Below are 16,222 nucleotides of genomic sequence, written 5' to 3'. Positions count from 1 at the left end.
CAACCGACTGCCGGGCGACGCGAGGACAGCGTATAGGAACGCACTTGCAGGAGCGCACTTCAGTGCGCGAAGGGGCTCTACCGGGAAAGCCCGATCGCGCACTGAAGTGCGCTCCTACAAGTGCGCTCCTGCGGGTTCCACGACGGCCTGCGTCAGCCGTCCAGCTCTTCCCAGCGCGCGTAGGCCGCGTCCAGTTCGGCCTGCACCCGGGACAGCTGCTGCGTGTGCGCGGTGACCTCGGCGCTGGAACGGGTATAGAACGCCGGATCGTTCATCGCGCCGGTCAGGCCTTCCACGTCGCGTTCCAGCTGTTCGATCTTCGCCGGCAGCTGTTCCAGCTCGCGCGCATCCTTGAAGCTGAGCTTGCGCCTGGCCGGCGCGGCCTCGGCGACGGGCGCGGCCGCTGGCTTGGCCGCGGGCACCGCCGTGGCCGAGGCCCGGGCCACCGCCATGCCGCTCTGCGCGGGCGCCGGGCGCTGGCGCAGCGAGTCGGTATAGCCGCCGATGTAGTCGCCCACCTTGCCCTCGCCTTCCAGCACCAGGGTGGAGGTGACCACGTTGTCGAGGAAGTCGCGGTCGTGGCTGACCAGCAGCAGGGTGCCGGTGTAGTCGCCCAGCAGCTCTTCCAGCAGCTCCAGGGTTTCCACGTCCAGGTCGTTGGTCGGTTCGTCCATCACCAGCAGGTTGGACGGCTGCGCGAACAGCTTGGCCAGCAGCAGGCGGTTGCGTTCGCCGCCGGACAGCCGCGTGATCGGCGCGCGCGCACGCTCCGGGGTGAACAGGAAATCCTGCAGGTAGGCATGCACGTGCTTGCGCTTGCCGTTGAGGTCGATGAAGTCCGCGCCCTCGGCCACGTTCTCGATCGCGCTCCAGTCCTCGCGCAGGGTGGCGCGGTACTGGTCGAAATAGGCGATCTGCAGGTTGGTGCCCTGACGCACCTCGCCGCTGTCCGGCTGCAGTTCGCCGAGCAGCAGCTTGAGCAGCGTGGTCTTGCCGCTGCCGTTGGGGCCGATCAGGCCGATGCGGTCGCCGCGCAGGATGGTGGTCGAGAAGTCCTTGATCATCACCCGCTCGCCGAAGGCGAAGGACACGTCCTTGATGTCGATGACCTTCTTGCCGGAGTTCTCGCCGCCAGCCGCTTCCAGCCTGACGTTGCCGCCCAGCTCGCGGCGCTGGCTGCGCTCCACGCGCATGGCCTTGAGCCGGCGCACGCGGCCCTCGTCGCGGGTGCGGCGGGCCTTGATGCCCTGCCGGATCCACACTTCTTCCTGCGCCAGCAGCTTGTCGAAGCGGGCGTTTTCCTGCGCCTGCGCGTTGAGGCGTTCCTCGCGGCGGCGCTCGTAGTTTTCCCAGTCGCCCGGCCAGCTGGTGACCTGGCCGCGGTCGATCTCGACGATGCGGGTGGCCAGCGCGCGCAGGAAACGGCGGTCGTGGGTGACGAACACCACGCAGCCATTCCAGCCCTTGAGGAAGCCTTCCAGCCAGTCGATGGCCTCGATGTCCAGGTGGTTGGTCGGCTCGTCCAGCAGCAGCACGTCGGGGCCCGCCACCAGCGCGCGCGCCAGCAGCACGCGGCGCTTCATGCCGCCGGACAGGCGGCCGAACTCGGCCTCGCCGTCCAGCTCCAGCTTGGTCAGGGTTTCGGCCACGCGCTGGTCCAGCGCCCAGCCGTCGGCCGCGTCGATCCTGGCCTGCACCCTGCCCATGGCGTCGCCGTCGAACACCTCGGCGTGGCTCAGGCGGTGGAATTCGGCCAGCCAGAGGCCCAGCTCGCCCAATCCGTCGGCGACCACGTCGAACACGCTGCCGTCGGCGCCGTGCGGCACCTCCTGCTCCAGGCGGGTGACGCGCACGCCCTGCTGGACGCGCACTTCGCCGTCGTCCGGCTTCAGTTCGCCGGCCATCAGCTTCATCAGGGTGGATTTGCCGGCGCCGTTGCGGCCGATCAGGGCGATGCGCTCGCCCGGCTCGATCGACAGTTCGGCTTTTTCCAGCAACAACGGGCCGCCGACGCTGTAGTCGACGTTCTGCAGGGTGATCAAAGGCATGCGCGCATTGTACGGGAGCCGCGCGCTCAGCCGTCGGCGAACACGCCCACTTCCAGCGCCAGCAGGCGGCGCAGACTGGCCGGCACCCGCTTGCCGGGATGCCGCACCGCCCACAGCTGGCGGCGCAGCGGCGGCAGCGGCGTGGCCAGTTCGTGCAGCCTGCCCAGCGCGACCAGGTCGGCCACCGCGTGCCGCGACAGGCACGCCAGGCCGAGCCCGGCGACCGCGCCCTGCTTGATCGCCTCGGTGCCGCCGAGCTGCAGCACCTCGGCGAAGCCGTGCAGGTGCGGCAGCAGCGCCTGCTCGGCGGCCTCGCGGGTGCCGGAACCCGGCTCGCGCAGCAGCCAGCAGGCGCCGCGCAGCCGCGCCATGTCCGCGCCCGCATGCAGCGCGGCCGCCTGCGGGTGGCGGTCGCCGAACACGACGATGAGCTCGTCCTCGCGCCAGAGCGCCACTTCCAGCCCCGGTTCGTGGCACGGGCCTTCGATCAGGCCGATGTCCACCTCCAGCCGCTGCACCGCCCCGGCCACCTCTCGGGTGTTGCCGATCACCAGGTCGACATGGGCCTGGTCGTTGCCATCGCGCAGGTCGGCGATGCGCGCCGGCATCAGGTAGTTGCCGATGGTGGTGCTGGCGCCGACCCGCCAACGCACCGGCGTGGCGGTTTCATCGCCGGCGCGGAAGCGGCGCTCGATGTCGTCCATGCCCGCCAGCAGGGCGCGCGCCTCCGGCAGCAGGGCGCGGCCGTGGCCATTGAGCACCAGCCGCCGGCCGACGCGGTCGAACAGCGTCAGCCCCAGCAGGTTTTCCAGTTCGTTCAAGGCCGCGCTCACCGCCGACTGCGACAGGCCAATGGCTTCGCCCGCGGCGGTGGTCGTTCCGGAGTCGGCCACGGCCGAGAAGATCTGCAGCTGGCGCAGGGAAAGATGCATGAATTACCCATAAAATTGGTTATTCATACAAATACTATCCGTTTTACGGGTGATTGCGCCGGCTTCAGGATGGGCCACCTTCTGATAACCATCCGTCATGAACACCGCCACACAAGGCTTGGCTCCGGCCCGGTCGTCCCCCATCCCCGGCCTCCTGCTGACCACCGCCATCGCCGCCGTTTCGCTCTGGCTGGGCACCCTGCCCTGGCTGCAGGCCCACGGCATCAGCGCGCTGACGCTGGCCATCGTGATCGGCATCGTCCTCGGCAATACCGTCTACGGCTCCCTGGCGCCGCGCGCGGCGGCCGGAGTCGGCGTGTCCAGGGCGACGCTGCTGCGCGCCGGCATCGTGCTCTACGGCCTGCGCCTGACCCTGCAGGACATCGGCCAGGTCGGCGCCGCCGGCGTGCTGATCGACGCACTGGTGCTGTGTTCCACCTTCGCCCTGGCCTGGTGGCTGGGCAGCCGCGTACTGGGGCTGGAACGCAACACCGCCCTGCTGATCGGCGCCGGCAGTTCCATCTGCGGCGCCGCCGCGGTGATGGCCGCCGAACCGGTGGTCAAGGGCCGCGCCGAGCAGGTGGCCGTCGCCGTGGCGACCGTGGTGGTGTTCGGCACGCTGGCGATGTTCCTGTACCCGCTGCTCTACCAGTGGGGCGTGGCCGCCGGCTGGATGCCGCTGGACGAAACCGGCTTCGGCGTGTTCACAGGCTCCACCGTGCATGAAGTGGCGCAGGTGGTGGCCGCCGGCCGCGCCGTCAGCCAGCCGGCCGCCGACGCCGCGGTCATCGCCAAGATGGTGCGGGTGATGATGCTGGCGCCGTTCCTGGTCGGGCTGTCGGCGCTGCTGGCGCGCGGCCGCCACGCCGGCAGCGGCCCGCGCTCGAAGATCGCCGTGCCGTGGTTCGCCTTCGGCTTCATCGCCATGGTCGGCTTCAACTCGCTGCAACTGCTGCCTGCGCGGCTGGTCGCCACGCTGGTCGATCTGGACACCGCCCTGCTGGCGATGGCGATGGCGGCCCTGGGCTTGACCACCCACGTCTCGGCCCTGCGCCAGGCCGGCACCCGGCCGCTGCTGCTGGCGGTACTGCTGTTCGCCTGGCTGCTGGGCGGCGGGCTGCTGATCAACCTCGGCGTGCGCGCCCTCCTGTAGGCGCGGGGCTCGCCCCGCACGGCTTTCCCGCGAAGTCCCTTTCGCGGCTGAAGCCGCTCCTACATTCCGTCGTGGCATCTGCGAAAATGCCGCATGACCGATTTCTCCTCGCTGCCGCTGATCCCGGCCCTCGCTCCCGGCATCGACGCGCTGGGCTATACCGCCATGACCCCGGTGCAGGCGCTGAGCCTGCCGCCGATCCTGGAAGGGCGCGACGTGATCGCCCAGGCCCCCACCGGCAGCGGCAAGACCGCCGCCTTCGGCCTGGGCCTGCTGAACCGGCTCGACCCGGCCACCATCCGTACCCAGGCGCTGGTGCTCTGCCCCACCCGCGAACTGGCCGACCAGGTCGGCAAGCAGTTGCGCAGGCTGGCCACCGGCATCCCCAACCTCAAGCTGCTGGTGCTGACCGGCGGCGTGCCGCTGGGTCCGCAGCTGGCCTCGCTGGAAGCGCACGACCCGCAGGTGGTGGTGGGCACGCCCGGCCGCGTGCAGGAACTGGCGCGCAAGCGCGCGCTCAACCTCGGCCAGGTACGCACCTTCGTGCTCGACGAGGCCGACCGCATGCTCGACATGGGCTTCGAGGAGCCCATCCGCGAAATCGCCGGCCGCACCCACAAAGAACGCCAGAGCCTGCTGTTCTCGGCGACCTTCCCCGATGAAATCCGCGAACTGGCGCGCGCCCTGCTCGACGAACCGGTGGAAGTCACCATCGACGGCCAGCAGGAGGCACCGGCCATCCAGCACCTGTTCTTCGAGGTCGAATCCGCGCACCGGCAGAAGGCGCTGGCCGGCCTGCTGCTCAAGTACACGCCCGAATCGGCGGTGGTGTTCTGCAACACCCGCAAGGACGTGGACGAGGTGGCCAACTCGCTGCGCCAGTTCGGCTTCTCCGCGCTGGCCCTGCATGGCGACATGGAGCAGCGCGACCGCGACGAGGTGCTGCTGCAGTTCGCCAACCGCAGTTGCAACGTGCTGGTCGCCAGCGACGTGGCCGCGCGCGGGCTGGACGTGGAAGACCTGGCCGCGGTGGTCAATTACGAAATGCCCAGCGACCTGGACACCTACCGCCACCGCGTCGGCCGCACCGCCCGTGCCGGCCGCAGCGGCCTGGCGCTGAGCCTGGTCGCCGGCCGCGAACGCCACCGCGCCGATGCGCTGGAAGCCGACCAGGGCAGCGCCCTGAACTGGCAGAAGACGCCGCTGGCCACCGCGCGCCCGGCGCAGCTGCCGCAGGCGGCGATGACCACGCTGCGCATCGACGGCGGCAAGACCGACAAGCTGCGCGCCGGCGACATCCTCGGTGCGCTCACTGGCGACGCCGGGCTGTCGGGCAAGGCCATCGGCAGGATCGACATCTTCCCCACCCGCTCCTACGTGGCGATCGCCCGCGAACAGGCCGGCAAGGCCGTGGCGCGGCTGGAAGCCGGCAAGATCAAGGGCAAGCGCTTCCGCGTGCGGAAGATGTAGAACGCGCCGGCCGTAGATGCGGGGCTTGCCCCGCATGGAGCCTTCCCGGTAAAGCCCCGTGCCTGTCCCGAAAAGGGATGCAAGCACAAGCCCGGCACCTGCGAAAAGCCGAAACCGCCGGCCCGCGCTCAATACACCAGCGTGGCCTGCAGCGGCAGGCCGCCGGGCCAGCGCTGGCGGCCGCCCAGGCCGTCCAGCTCCACCAGCACCGCCGCGCCCAGCACTTCGGCCTCGAGCCGGTGCGCCAGCAGCAGCGCCGCGGCGAGCGTGCCGCCGGTGGCCAGCACGTCGTCGACCAGCAGCACCCGCGTGCCGGGGGCGATGGCGCCGGCGCAGACCTCGATGCGGTCGCTGCGGTATTCCAGCGCGTATTCCTGCACCAGGGTGGCGCCGGGCAGCTTGCCCGGCTTGCGCACCGGCACGAAGCCGGCGCCCAGCTCCAGCGCCAGCGCGGCGCCGAGGATGAAACCGCGCGCCTCCACGCCGAGCACCGCCTGCACCCCGGCCGCGCGCCACGGCTCGGCCATCGCTGCGATCGCGGCACGGAAACCGGCGGCATCGGCCAGCAGCGGGGTGATGTCCTTGAAGCGGATGCCGGGCCGGGGGAAATCGGCCACGTCGCGGATCGCGCCGGACCAGTCGGGATGGGTATTCGTCATGGGAGCATTGAACCGGAAAGAATCAGGAACTGCATGACAGCATCGAGCAGCCGGCACGCTCGCGCGCCCACTCCGGGCGCCGCTGCGCGAACGCCTCGCGGCCGGGCTGCTCGTCGCAGGGGCGCCGCAATGCGTCCAGCAATTCGACGATGCCGGCGGCGTCACCCTGCTCGGCGCGGTCGATGGCCTGCTGCGTCAGCCAGTTGCGCAGCACGTACTTCGGGTTGGCGGACTGCATGATGCGGCGCCGCTCCCCATCGGGCACGCCGGCATCGCGCACGCGCGCGGCATGGCGCTGCAGCCAGTCCAGCAGGTCGGGCATCACCTGCGCGCGGCACGCGGGCGAATAGAACGCCTGTTCCAGCGCGCTCGCCTCCGGCTGCCGGGGATCGACGTCGGCGAGCGCGCGGAACGCGATGGTCATGTCCATCTCGCCGGCATGCAGCAGTTCCCGGAATCGCGCCATCAGCGCCTCGTCGCCGTCGCGGTAGGCGCCCAGGCCGAGCTTGGCGATCAGGTGACCACGCTCCTCGGCGGCGAAACGCGCCTGGAAGGCATCCAGCCCCGCCTGCAGCGGCGCCATCTCGTCGAACAGCGGCGACAGCGCCTGCGCCAGCCGGACCAGGTTCCAGTACGCGACCTGCATCTGCGTGCCGAAGCGGTAGCGGCGGCCCTGCGCGTCGGTGGTGTTCGGCGTCCAGTCCGGGTCGTAGTCCTCCACCCAGCCGTACGGGCCGTAGTCGAGGGTCAGGCCGAGCACGGACATGTTGTCGGTGTTCATCACCCCGTGCACGAAGCCCACCCGCATCCACTGCGCGACCATCGCCGCGGTGCGCGTGCAGATCTCGGCAAACCAGTCGGCCGGGCGCGAGGGGCCGGGCGGCAGGTGCGGGAAATCCCGGTCGATGCAGAACTCCACCAGCCGCCGCAGCAGCGCCAGGTCGCCGCGTGCGGCCGGCAGCTCGAAACTGCCGAAGCGGAGGAACGAGGGCGCCACCCGGCACACCACCGCGCCCGGTTCGGCGCGCGGATGACCGTCGTAGAACATGTCGCGCACCACCGTTTCGCCGGTGCCGACCAAGCTCAGCGCACGCGTGGTCGGCACGCCGAGGTGGTGCATGGCCTCCGAGCACAGGAACTCGCGGATCGACGAGCGCAGCACCGCGCGGCCATCCGCACCGCGCGAATACGGGGTTGGCCCGGCGCCCTTGAGCTGCAGTTCCCAGCGCCGGCCGTCGGCCAGCAGTTCTCCCAGCGAAATGGCGCGGCCATCGCCCAGCTGCCCGGCCCAGTGCCCGAACTGGTGCCCGCCGTAGTTGGCCGCCCACGGCTGCATGCCGGCATACAGCGCGTTGCCGCCGAATACTGCGGCGAAATCCGGCGCCTGCACGGTCGCCGCGTCGAAGCCCAGCATCGCCGCCACTTCGGGGGAATGCGCCAGCAGGCGCGGCGCCGCCACCGGCGTGGGCATCACCTGCGACCAAGCCGCGCCCAGGACCTCGCGCCGGCGCGATCCGGTTTCGGCATCGCCGGGCAGTTCGTGCAGGAAGCGATTGTCGAAATGCAGCGCTGCAGTATCCATCGGCAAGAGATGGGGGCAGGACCCGGTGTCACAAGCACGGTGACCGGCCGACGGCGCCACTGCCGCGCAGGCGGACGTCGGGAGAGGTTTCGTCATCGTTCGCCGTTGGACCGCGAAGCGATGGCGATGGACATCGGGGAAGGTCTTTCATCGCCTGCCAATGTCGCCGTGGACGGGGGACACGAAAGACCGCCCGGGGCGTTTGTTGTCATCGATCGCCGATGACCCGATTCGTGGCCGACCTGACGGCGGCGACAAGAAAACCGCCGGGAGCGGTTCCGATATCGATCGTCGATGGCCCGGACGGCGGCCACAAACAAAAACGCCGGAAGCTTTCGCTTCCGGCGTTCTGGCTACCTTGCGGTTGCGAGGGGGGTCGATTAGACCGCCTGCACCTGGTCAGCCTGCATGCCCTTCTGGCCCTGCACGGCGACGAAGGTCACCTTCTGGCCTTCCTGCAGCGACTTGAAGCCGGTGCCCTGGATGGCACGGAAGTGCACGAACAGGTCGGGGCCGCTTTCCGGGGTGATGAAACCAAAACCCTTGGCATCGTTGAACCACTTCACCGTGCCGGTCTGACGCTCAGACATTACAAACTCCTGGAACTATTGATTGGAAATCGCAGCCGCCGGGGATCGGGGCCGAGACTGAGTTGCAGGCGTTGGTAAAACGGAACGATGAGCGGATCGGTGAGATCAGCTGCATCAGGCCACGATTCACGGTGACCCTTGCAAGCACAGTGGGGCGAAAGATACGCGGCTTTCCGCCAAAAAGCGACAAATACCGCATTCATCCGGCAGGACCGGCACCGCAGGCGCAACAATCCCGGCAAATTCATCGACTTGGACGCGCCAGCGGCGGCCCGGGACGCTGCCGGGGGCCGGGCCGGCCGTTAGACTGCGCGGCATGGACGCCAACGCCCTTCCCGCTCCGCCCCGCATCTGGGTCGATGCCGACGCCTGCCCCGCCGTCATCCGCGACATCCTGTACCGCGCCGCCGAGCGCACCCGGATCGAGGTGATCCTGGTCGCCAACCGCTGGCTGCAGACGCCGTCCTCGCGTTTCATCCGCGCCATGCAGGTGCCCGGCGGCCCGGACGTGGCCGATGACGCGATCGCCGAGCGCGTCGCCGCCGGCGACATGGTGATCACCCAGGACATTCCGCTGGCCGCGCGGGTACTGGCCAGAGGCGCCGCCGCGCTGGACCCGCGTGGCGAGCCGTTCAGCTCCGACAGCATCGCCCAGCGCCTGTCGATACGTGACTTCATGGCCGAACTGCGCGGCGCCGGCGTGCAGACCGGTGGCCCGGCCAGCCTGCATGCGCGCGACCGGCAGGCCTTCGCCGCGCGGCTGGACCAGTGGCTGGCACGGCAACGCTGACGCGCCCGCGCAGTAGAATGGCGGTCTTTGCCCTGTGATCCCATGGCCCTTACCGCCACCATCCGCAAGGCCGAGCTGCAGATCAGCGACATGGACCGCGGCTACTACGCGACCCACCACCTGACCCTGGCCCAGCACCCCTCCGAGACCGACGAGCGCCTGATGGTGCGCCTGCTCGCCTTCGCCCTGAACGCCGACGACCGCCTGGAGTTCGGCCGCGGCCTGAGCACCGACGACGAGCCGGACCTGTGGCAGCACGACTACACCGGCGACATCCTGCAGTGGATCGACCTGGGCCATCCGGACGAATCGCGCGTACGCAAGGCCTGCAACCGCAGCCGCCAGGTACAGGTGATCAACTACGGCGGCAACGCCTCGGACATCTGGTGGCAGAAACAGGGCAAGGGCCTGGCCCGCTTCGCCAATCTGTCGGTGGTGGACCTGGATGCCGGCTTCGTCGAGCGCTGGGGCCAGCAGATCCAGCGGGCGATGCGCTGGAGCGTGCTGATCCAGGATGGCGAGGTGCAGATCCTCAACGACCAGGTGCAGCTGGACGTGATCCCGGCCTGGCGCAAGCGCGCGGCGGAATAGGCGCGCGGTGGCGACGGACCAGGGCATGGCGGTGCACCGCTGCGACGTGCTGGTGATCGGCGCCGGCGCCGCCGGGCTGATGTGTGCGCTCACCGCCGGCCAGCGCGGCCGCATCGTGCAGGTGATCGACCACGCCAACAAGGTCGGCAAGAAGATCCTGATGTCCGGCGGCGGCCGCTGCAATTTCACCAATACCGGCACCAGCCCCGCCAACTTCCTCTCGGCCAACCCGCATTTCTGCAAGTCGGCGCTGGCCCGCTACACGCCGGCCGATTTCCTCGACATGGTCGAGCGGCACCGCATCGCCTGGCACGAGAAGGAACTGGGGCAGCTGTTCTGCGACGTTTCCTCCAAGCTGATCGTGCGCATGCTGCTGGACGAGTGCCAGCAGGCGGGCGTGCAGGTCCGCACCGACTGCGCGGTGCAGGGCATCGAACGCGGCGCCGACGGCTTCCGCGTGCGCACCGCCCACGGCCTGTTCCACTGCGCCTCGCTGGTGATCGCCAGCGGCGGCCTGTCCATTCCCAGCATGGGCGCCAGCGGCTTCGGCTACGAGGTCGCGCGCCAGTTCGGCCACGAGGTGCTGCCCACCCGCGCCGGGCTGGTGCCGCTGACCCTGAGCGGCAAACACCAGGAACGTTTGGCCGACCTCAGCGGCGTGGCGCTGCCGGTGGAGGCGCGCTGCAACGGGCAGCGCTTCCGCAACGCCATGCTGCTGACCCATCGCGGCATCAGCGGCCCGGCGATCCTGCAGATCTCCTCGTACTGGCAGCCCGGCGACGACCTGCGCCTGGACCTGCTGCCCGGCCACGACGCGCTGGAATGGCTGCGCGCGATGAAGCGCGAGCGCGGCGCCTCGGAGCTGCGCACGGTGCTGGCCGAGGTCATGCCCAAGCGCATGGCGCAGCGCCTGTGCGAACACTGGCTGCCGGACAAGCCGGTGCGCCAGCTCGACGAGCCGCAGCTGAAACAGGCCGCGGCGCTGCTGGCGGAGTTCCCGCTGGTGGCCAGCGGCACCGAGGGCTACCGCACCGCGGAGGTGACGCTGGGCGGCGTGGACACGCGCCAGGTGTCGTCCTCGACCATGGAATCGCGGCAGGTGCCGGGCCTGCATTTCGTCGGCGAGGTGCTGGACGTGACCGGCTGGCTGGGCGGCTACAACTTCCAGTGGGCATGGGCGTCGGGACACGCGGCCGGGCTGGCGGCCTGAGCGGCCCGCCGCGCACAGGAACCGCGTCACAGGCAAGCGATCGGCGCATGGACGGCACCGCACCCATGTTGTATTAAACCCGGTCAGAGGGGAGTACCGCATGCAGAACGGCAAAGAAACAACCCTGCGCCTGCTGATCGTCGACGACAGCGCCGAGAGCGCCGAGGCGATCGTCAGCGCGCTGCGCAACAGCGGCATCGCCACCCGCCCGTTCCGGCCGCAGGCGCCGGAGGAACTGGTCGACATCCTGTCCGGCCAGTCCATCGACCTGGTGCTTTGCGCGCCGTCGCGGGTGATTCCGCAGAGCCTGCTCAGCCAGCAGATCGCCGCCAGCGGCAAGGACATCCCGGTGATCGGGCTGGCCGAGCACGTCGACGAGCAGATGCTGGTGGAATCCGGCGCCAACGGCATCCGCGCCATTGCCCTGCGCCAGCGCCCCGAGCACCTGCTGGCGGTGGTGCGCAACGAATGGACCGACCTGCAGGCGCGCCGCGGCCTGCGCCGGATCGAGGCTCAGATGCGCGAGACCGAGCGCCGCTGCGATGCGCTGATCGCTTCCTCGCGCGACCCCATCGCCTACATCCACGAAGGCATGCACATCCGCGCCAACGAGGCGTACCTGGAGATGTTCGGCTACGAGTCGTTCGAGGACGTGGAAGGCATCTCGCTGCTGGACATGGTCGCGCCGCAGCACCTGGAGGACTTCAAGCAGCTGCTGAAGGCGCTGGGCAAGGGCGAGGCGCCGCCGCCGCAGTACGAGGTGCACGCGCGCAACCAGGACGGCGACAGCTTCCCGGCGACGATGGAATTCACCGCCGCCACCTACGAGGGCGAATCCTGCTTCCAGGTGGTGTTCCGCCGCCGCGAGGAGTTCGACCCGGAGCTGGCGCGCGAGGTGGAGGAACTGCGCCAGCGCGACCAGGTCACCGGCCTGCTCAACCGCCCCACCTTCATGGTCCACCTGGAAAACGCCGTGGCGCAGGTCAGCCGCAGCGAAGGCCAGTACGGCTTCCTGCTGGTGGAGCCGGACCACTACGCGCGGCTGCTGCCCGACATCGGCCTGGACTCGGCCGACGCGCTGGTCGCCGCGCTGGGCCAGCACCTGGCCGCGACGCTCGGCGATGGCCTGTCGATCGCGCGCTTCGGCGAGCACAGCTTCGCCATCCTCGCCCAGGGCGACTACGCGCATACCACGCGGCTGGCCGAGCGCGTGCGCGACGCCTTCGCCTCGCATGTTTTCAGCATCGGCGCGCGCTCGGCCACGGTGACCGTGAGCATCGGCGGCGTGCAGGTCGGGGAGAAGATCGCCAGCGTCGGCCAGGTGCTGGCGCGCGCCAGCGACTGCGCGCGCGCCGCAGCCGAGCTTGGCGGCAACACGGTCAAGGTGTTCGACCCCGGCGCCGCCGACCGCGTCGAGGAGGAACGCATCCAGCGCTGGGTGGAACTGATGCGCGACGCCCTGGACGGCGACGGCTTCCAGCTGCGTTTCCGCCCGGTGATCAACCTGATGGGCGAGCCGATCCAGCTCTACGACACCACCCTGCAGCTGCGCAACAACGATGAGATGGTCGGCCCGTCCACCTTCCTGCCGATCGCCGAGGACCAGGGCCTGCTCGCGCCGATCAACCGCTGGCTGGTCGGCCATGCGATCCAGGCGCTGGGGGCGCGCCGCCGCGCCGGCCACCGTACCCACCTGATGGTGCGCATCACGCCCGAGTCGTTCTCCGATCCGCAGCTGCTGGCGGTGATCGGCGACGGACTGCAGGCCGAAGGCGTGGACGGCGACCAGCTGTGGCTGCAGATCCCCGAGGCCAAGGTGTTCACCCACCTGCGCAACGCCCAACGCTTCCTGGCCGATGTCGCGGCACTGGGCTGCAAGGTCGGGCTGGAGCAGTTCGGTTCGGGGCTGGATTCGTTCCAGCTGCTGGCGCACTTCCAGCCGGGCTTCCTCAAGCTGGACAGCAGCTTCACCGCCGATCCGGCGCAGGCCCGCGAACAGCTCGCCAAGACCCAGGAAATCACCCGGCGCGCGCAGTCGGAGGACATCCGCACCATTGCCGAATTCGTTTCCGATGCGGCGACGATGAGCCTGCTGTTCAGTTCCGGGGTGGACTACGTGCAGGGCGACTTCGTCGGCCCGGCCGGCCCGGAGATGAATTTCGAGTTCGGCTGAGCCGGAAACCCGCCCGCCACGCATCTCGCAGGAGCGACTTCAGTCGCGAGGGCATTGCCGGGAAAGCCCCATCGCGACTGAAGTCGCTCCTACGGCGCGGCGCAACGCGACGGGCGGAGCGGCATCGCTGCTCCGCCGGCCGGCACCCACCACAGCTGCGTAGCAACTGTGTTCGTCATGCTCCTGCTTGGCGAGGTATCCCTGCATCGCGTGCCCGGGCATTGAGGATCACCAGCATCTTTCGCATGACGGCCACGATGGCCACCTTGGCGGCCTTGCCGCGAGCGCGCAGGCACTGATAGAAGTCGCGCAGGCGCGGTTCGTGCCGCAAGGCCGACAGCGCCGACATATACAGGGCCTGACGGATGTCGGCCCTTCCGCCCCAGATGCGGCGGGTACCGCGCATCGTGCCACTGTCGTGCGCCAGCGGCGCCACACCGACCAGTTTGGCGACCGCCTTGCCATCCAGCTTCCCCAGTTCCGGAAGCTGGCTGGCCAGCACTGCCAGCAAGACCGGTCCGACCCCCTTGAGGGTCTGCAGGGCGTGCAGCTGCGGCTGCTCGCTGACCTGTTGGGCGATCTGCTGGTCCAGGAAGTCTTTGCTCTTGCGCAGTTGAGTGAGGTTGCCCTGCAGCATCCGGCGCAGCGCTCGATCCTTCACCGCCCGCAGCTGTTGTTCCGCCCGGACCAGCAACTGCACCACCTGCCGTCGGCTTTGCACATGCTCGGCCAGGCGCCGCTGCCACGGGGCCGGTGGTTGGTACGCCGGCAGATCCAGGACCTGGGCGATATGGGCCAAGACTGCCGCATCCAGACGGTCGGTCTTGGCCAGTTGCCCCGTGGCCCGGGCAAAGTCCCGGACCTGGCGGACATTGGCCCGCACTACCGGCAGTCCCGCCGCATGCAGGGTATCGAGCACATCCTGTTCATAGCCTCCGGTAGGCTCCAGCACCACCTGCCGAACCGGCAGGGTCTTCAGCCAGAGAATCAGCTTGCGGTGGCCGGTGGCAGTGTTGGCAAAGGACCGGTGGCCGCCTTGGTGGACCGCCACATCCAGCGTGGCCTTGCTCACATCGATCCCGATCCCGTTCATGGCAGAACTCCGTTAGGCTGGAAGGGTCGAGAGCTCCCCCGCTTGCCCAGTCTTATCACTACGAGCGCCTACTCGAGCAACTGTTCGGGCGGATCAGGGAGATTCCGGCGTGGGCACCTTGCTACGGAACGATCGCTGCGGATCCAGAGCGGGGACGGTGGCCCACGTCGGCTCTCGACACCTAAATTGCCTGATCACGAACAGATAAGGTGCGGGGCTTGCCCCGCATGGGGGCCTTGCCGGTAAAGCCCGGTGCCGGGCAAGCCCGGCACCTACGGGCTTGCCCGAAGTTGCCAGCCAGCGGCCAGCCCTGCCGGATGCGGAAAGGCCGGCTTGCGCCGGCCTTTCGTGCTCAGGTCAGATCGACCAGGTTGTCGATCTTCACGTCCGGATCGACGTCAGCCTCGTAATCCACGCCGTCGATGCCGAAACCGAACAGGCGCAGGAAGTCGGCCTTGTAGCCGGCCAGGTCGCTGATCTCGTACAGGTTCTCGTTGGTGACCTGCGGCCACAGCTCGACCACCCTGCCCTGCACTTCCGGCGCCATTTCCTTGTAGTCGGCGCGCAGGCGGCCTTCCTCGTCGACCAGCGCGATGCCGCGGCCCTTGCCGTCGACCAATTCGCGGCGCAGGTGATCGGCCGCGTTGGCGCCGCCCTGCGGGCCGTTGTAGAGGATGTCGTACAGGGTATCGAGCTGCTCGATGCAGCCCTCGTGGGTGCCCTCGTCCTTCATCACCTTGAACAGCAGCGACAGGTACAGCGGCATGGTCGGGATCGCCGAGCTTGCCTGGGTGACCACCGCCTTGAGCACCGACACGCGCGCGTCGCCGCCGATGCCCTGCAGGCTGGCGCGGATGTCCCTGACCTTGGTGTCCAGGTCCTTCTTGGCCGCGCCGATGGACCCGTTCCAGTAGATCGCCTGGGTGATCTCCTCGCCGACATAGGTGAAGGCGGTAGTGGTCGCGCCCGGCGCCAGCACGCCGGCTTCCAGCAGCGCGTCGATCCACATCTGCCAGTCCTCGCCGCCCATCACCTGCACGGTGCCGGCGATCTCCTCGGCGGTGGCCGGCTGCAGCGTGGTCTCGGTCAGCACTTCCTTGTCGGTATCCAGGCCGCGCAGCGTGATCGGCTCGCCGATCGGCTTGAGCGTGGAGCTGATGACCTCGCCGGTCTTCGGGTGCTTGCGGCGCGGCGACGCCAGGCTGTAGACCACTTGGTCGACCTGGCCCAGGTCGGCCTTGATGATCTCGATGACCTTGGCCTTCACCTCGTCGGAGAACGCGTCGCCATTGACGCTGCGCGCGTACAGGCCGGCGGCGTGCGCGTACTTCTCGAACGCGGCCGAGTTGTACCAGCCCGCGGTGCCCGGCTTGCTCTCGCTGCCCGGGCGCTCGAAGAACACGCCCAGCGTGGCGGCGTCGCTGCCGAAGGCGGCCTTGATGCGCGCGGCCAAGCCGTAGCCGGTGGACGCGCCGATCACCAGCACCTTCTTCGGGCCGTGGGCGAGCCGGGGCTGCGAACGGATGTAGTCGATCTGTTCCTTGACCGCCGCGTCGCAGCCGGTGGGATGGGTGGTGACGCAGATGAAGCCGCGCACACGCGGTTTGATGACCATGGAAACCTCGGAAGGATGCGGAAAAACAGCGCCGCGGTGCGGTTTCGCGGCGCCGAACCGGAAGGATCGTAGTGTGCGCCCGCAATGAAAACAACCGACGCCACCGCATGGGAACGCACGGCAGAAAGCGGCCGGGCGGCGGCCCGCGGTCATGGGCGGATGGCGCACGCCGTGGCGTCGTCGCGGCCGCGACGGCAACCGGGAACCGCCGGAAGCGGCTTCCTGCAGCCCTGCCCACGATCCGCGGGCCTGCCGCTTGAACGGCAACAAAAAAAGAGCCGCGCATCGCGCGGCCCTTTTTTGTCGGGAAACCGGG

The 16,222-nt window shown here is 69.4% G+C and carries 13 protein-coding genes; 6 read left to right on the top strand and 7 right to left on the bottom strand.

Annotated elements, in window-relative coordinates:
• Positions 1 to 152 precede the first annotated feature (152 nt).
• Together ABTV91_RS10725 and ABTV91_RS10720 are read right to left on the bottom strand one after the other, a co-directional pair.
• Positions 153 to 2,048, bottom strand: coding sequence for an ATP-binding cassette domain-containing protein (locus ABTV91_RS10725; protein ID WP_433851425.1), 1,896 nt, complete (start codon positions 2,046 to 2,048; stop codon positions 153 to 155).
• A gap of 26 nt (positions 2,049 to 2,074) precedes the next feature.
• Complete coding sequence (locus tag ABTV91_RS10720) at positions 2,075 to 2,980, bottom strand: LysR family transcriptional regulator (protein WP_433851424.1); 906 nt, start codon at positions 2,978 to 2,980, stop codon at positions 2,075 to 2,077.
• A gap of 97 nt (positions 2,981 to 3,077) precedes the next feature.
• Here ABTV91_RS10720 and ABTV91_RS10715 point away from each other — a divergent pair, with 97 nt between their 5' ends.
• Positions 3,078 to 4,133, top strand: a complete 1,056-nt coding sequence (locus tag ABTV91_RS10715; protein ID WP_433851423.1) for a YeiH family protein — start codon at positions 3,078 to 3,080, stop codon at positions 4,131 to 4,133.
• Positions 4,134 to 4,226: 93 nt separating this feature from the next.
• Positions 4,227 to 5,603: an ATP-dependent RNA helicase DbpA gene (gene dbpA / locus ABTV91_RS10710; protein ID WP_433851422.1), complete on the top strand. Its 1,377-nt coding sequence runs from the start codon at positions 4,227 to 4,229 to the stop codon at positions 5,601 to 5,603.
• Between the two features lie 128 nt (positions 5,604 to 5,731).
• On the opposite strand, the gene ABTV91_RS10705 is transcribed toward dbpA, so the two are convergent.
• The 3 genes from ABTV91_RS10705 to ABTV91_RS10695 form a co-directional block, all read right to left on the bottom strand.
• Positions 5,732 to 6,262: an adenine phosphoribosyltransferase gene (locus ABTV91_RS10705; RefSeq protein WP_433851421.1), complete on the bottom strand. Its 531-nt coding sequence runs from the start codon at positions 6,260 to 6,262 to the stop codon at positions 5,732 to 5,734.
• Between the two features lie 22 nt (positions 6,263 to 6,284).
• On the bottom strand, positions 6,285 to 7,844 hold the full coding sequence (locus ABTV91_RS10700) for a protein adenylyltransferase SelO (RefSeq protein ID WP_433851420.1): 1,560 nt from the start codon (positions 7,842 to 7,844) through the stop codon (positions 6,285 to 6,287).
• A gap of 380 nt (positions 7,845 to 8,224) precedes the next feature.
• Complete coding sequence (locus ABTV91_RS10695; RefSeq protein WP_055769319.1) at positions 8,225 to 8,434, bottom strand: cold-shock protein; 210 nt, start codon at positions 8,432 to 8,434, stop codon at positions 8,225 to 8,227.
• Positions 8,435 to 8,750: 316 nt separating this feature from the next.
• Here ABTV91_RS10695 and ABTV91_RS10690 point away from each other — a divergent pair, with 316 nt between their 5' ends.
• From ABTV91_RS10690 to ABTV91_RS10675, 4 genes are all read left to right on the top strand, one after another.
• On the top strand, positions 8,751 to 9,224 hold the full coding sequence (locus tag ABTV91_RS10690) for a YaiI/YqxD family protein (protein ID WP_433851419.1): 474 nt from the start codon (positions 8,751 to 8,753) through the stop codon (positions 9,222 to 9,224).
• 42 nt (positions 9,225 to 9,266) lie between these two features.
• Positions 9,267 to 9,815 carry a YaeQ family protein gene (locus ABTV91_RS10685; protein ID WP_433851418.1) on the top strand — a complete coding sequence of 183 codons (549 nt, stop codon included), beginning with the start codon at positions 9,267 to 9,269 and terminating at the stop codon, positions 9,813 to 9,815.
• A 25-nt stretch (positions 9,816 to 9,840) separates the two neighbouring features.
• Positions 9,841 to 11,025 (top strand): NAD(P)/FAD-dependent oxidoreductase, encoded by a 1,185-nt coding sequence (locus ABTV91_RS10680; protein WP_433854171.1) that lies wholly within the window; start codon positions 9,841 to 9,843, stop codon positions 11,023 to 11,025.
• Positions 11,026 to 11,125: 100 nt separating this feature from the next.
• Positions 11,126 to 13,198 (top strand): EAL domain-containing response regulator, encoded by a 2,073-nt coding sequence (locus tag ABTV91_RS10675; RefSeq protein ID WP_433851417.1) that lies wholly within the window; start codon positions 11,126 to 11,128, stop codon positions 13,196 to 13,198.
• Between the two features lie 175 nt (positions 13,199 to 13,373).
• Here the strand turns inward: ABTV91_RS10675 and ABTV91_RS10670 are convergent, their stop codons facing one another.
• On the bottom strand, positions 13,374 to 14,291 hold the full coding sequence (locus ABTV91_RS10670) for an IS110 family transposase (protein WP_433851416.1): 918 nt from the start codon (positions 14,289 to 14,291) through the stop codon (positions 13,374 to 13,376).
• Positions 14,292 to 14,643: 352 nt separating this feature from the next.
• On the bottom strand, positions 14,644 to 15,906 hold the full coding sequence (fabV, locus tag ABTV91_RS10665) for an enoyl-ACP reductase FabV (protein ID WP_433851415.1): 1,263 nt from the start codon (positions 15,904 to 15,906) through the stop codon (positions 14,644 to 14,646).
• Between the last annotated feature and the right edge of the window lie 316 nt (positions 15,907 to 16,222).

The sequence above is a fragment of the Stenotrophomonas nitritireducens genome, assembly GCF_050984405.1.
Lineage (GTDB): Bacteria > Pseudomonadota > Gammaproteobacteria > Xanthomonadales > Xanthomonadaceae > Stenotrophomonas > Stenotrophomonas nitritireducens_B.
Note: the sequence above shows the minus strand (reverse complement) of the source record. Positions and strands in the feature narration are given on the sequence as shown.

Excerpts from the sequence above, each read along its gene's own strand:
- ABTV91_RS10720 (WP_433851424.1), bottom strand. The coding sequence starts at position 2,980 with ATGCATCTTTCCCTGCGCCAGCTGCAGATCTTCTCGGCCGTGGCCGAC.
- ABTV91_RS10685 (WP_433851418.1), top strand. The coding sequence starts at position 9,267 with ATGGCCCTTACCGCCACCATCCGCAAGGCCGAGCTGCAGATCAGCGAC.
- ABTV91_RS10725 (WP_433851425.1), bottom strand. The coding sequence starts at position 2,048 with ATGCCTTTGATCACCCTGCAGAACGTCGACTACAGCGTCGGCGGCCCG.
- ABTV91_RS10700 (WP_433851420.1), bottom strand. The coding sequence starts at position 7,844 with ATGGATACTGCAGCGCTGCATTTCGACAATCGCTTCCTGCACGAACTG.
- fabV (WP_433851415.1), bottom strand. The coding sequence starts at position 15,906 with ATGGTCATCAAACCGCGTGTGCGCGGCTTCATCTGCGTCACCACCCAT.
- ABTV91_RS10705 (WP_433851421.1), bottom strand. The coding sequence starts at position 6,262 with ATGACGAATACCCATCCCGACTGGTCCGGCGCGATCCGCGACGTGGCC.
- dbpA (WP_433851422.1), top strand. The coding sequence starts at position 4,227 with ATGACCGATTTCTCCTCGCTGCCGCTGATCCCGGCCCTCGCTCCCGGC.
- ABTV91_RS10715 (WP_433851423.1), top strand. The coding sequence starts at position 3,078 with ATGAACACCGCCACACAAGGCTTGGCTCCGGCCCGGTCGTCCCCCATC.
- ABTV91_RS10675 (WP_433851417.1), top strand. The coding sequence starts at position 11,126 with ATGCAGAACGGCAAAGAAACAACCCTGCGCCTGCTGATCGTCGACGAC.
- ABTV91_RS10670 (WP_433851416.1), bottom strand. The coding sequence starts at position 14,291 with ATGAACGGGATCGGGATCGATGTGAGCAAGGCCACGCTGGATGTGGCG.
- ABTV91_RS10695 (WP_055769319.1), bottom strand. The coding sequence starts at position 8,434 with ATGTCTGAGCGTCAGACCGGCACGGTGAAGTGGTTCAACGATGCCAAG.
- ABTV91_RS10680 (WP_433854171.1), top strand. The coding sequence starts at position 9,841 with ATGGCGGTGCACCGCTGCGACGTGCTGGTGATCGGCGCCGGCGCCGCC.
- ABTV91_RS10690 (WP_433851419.1), top strand. The coding sequence starts at position 8,751 with ATGGACGCCAACGCCCTTCCCGCTCCGCCCCGCATCTGGGTCGATGCC.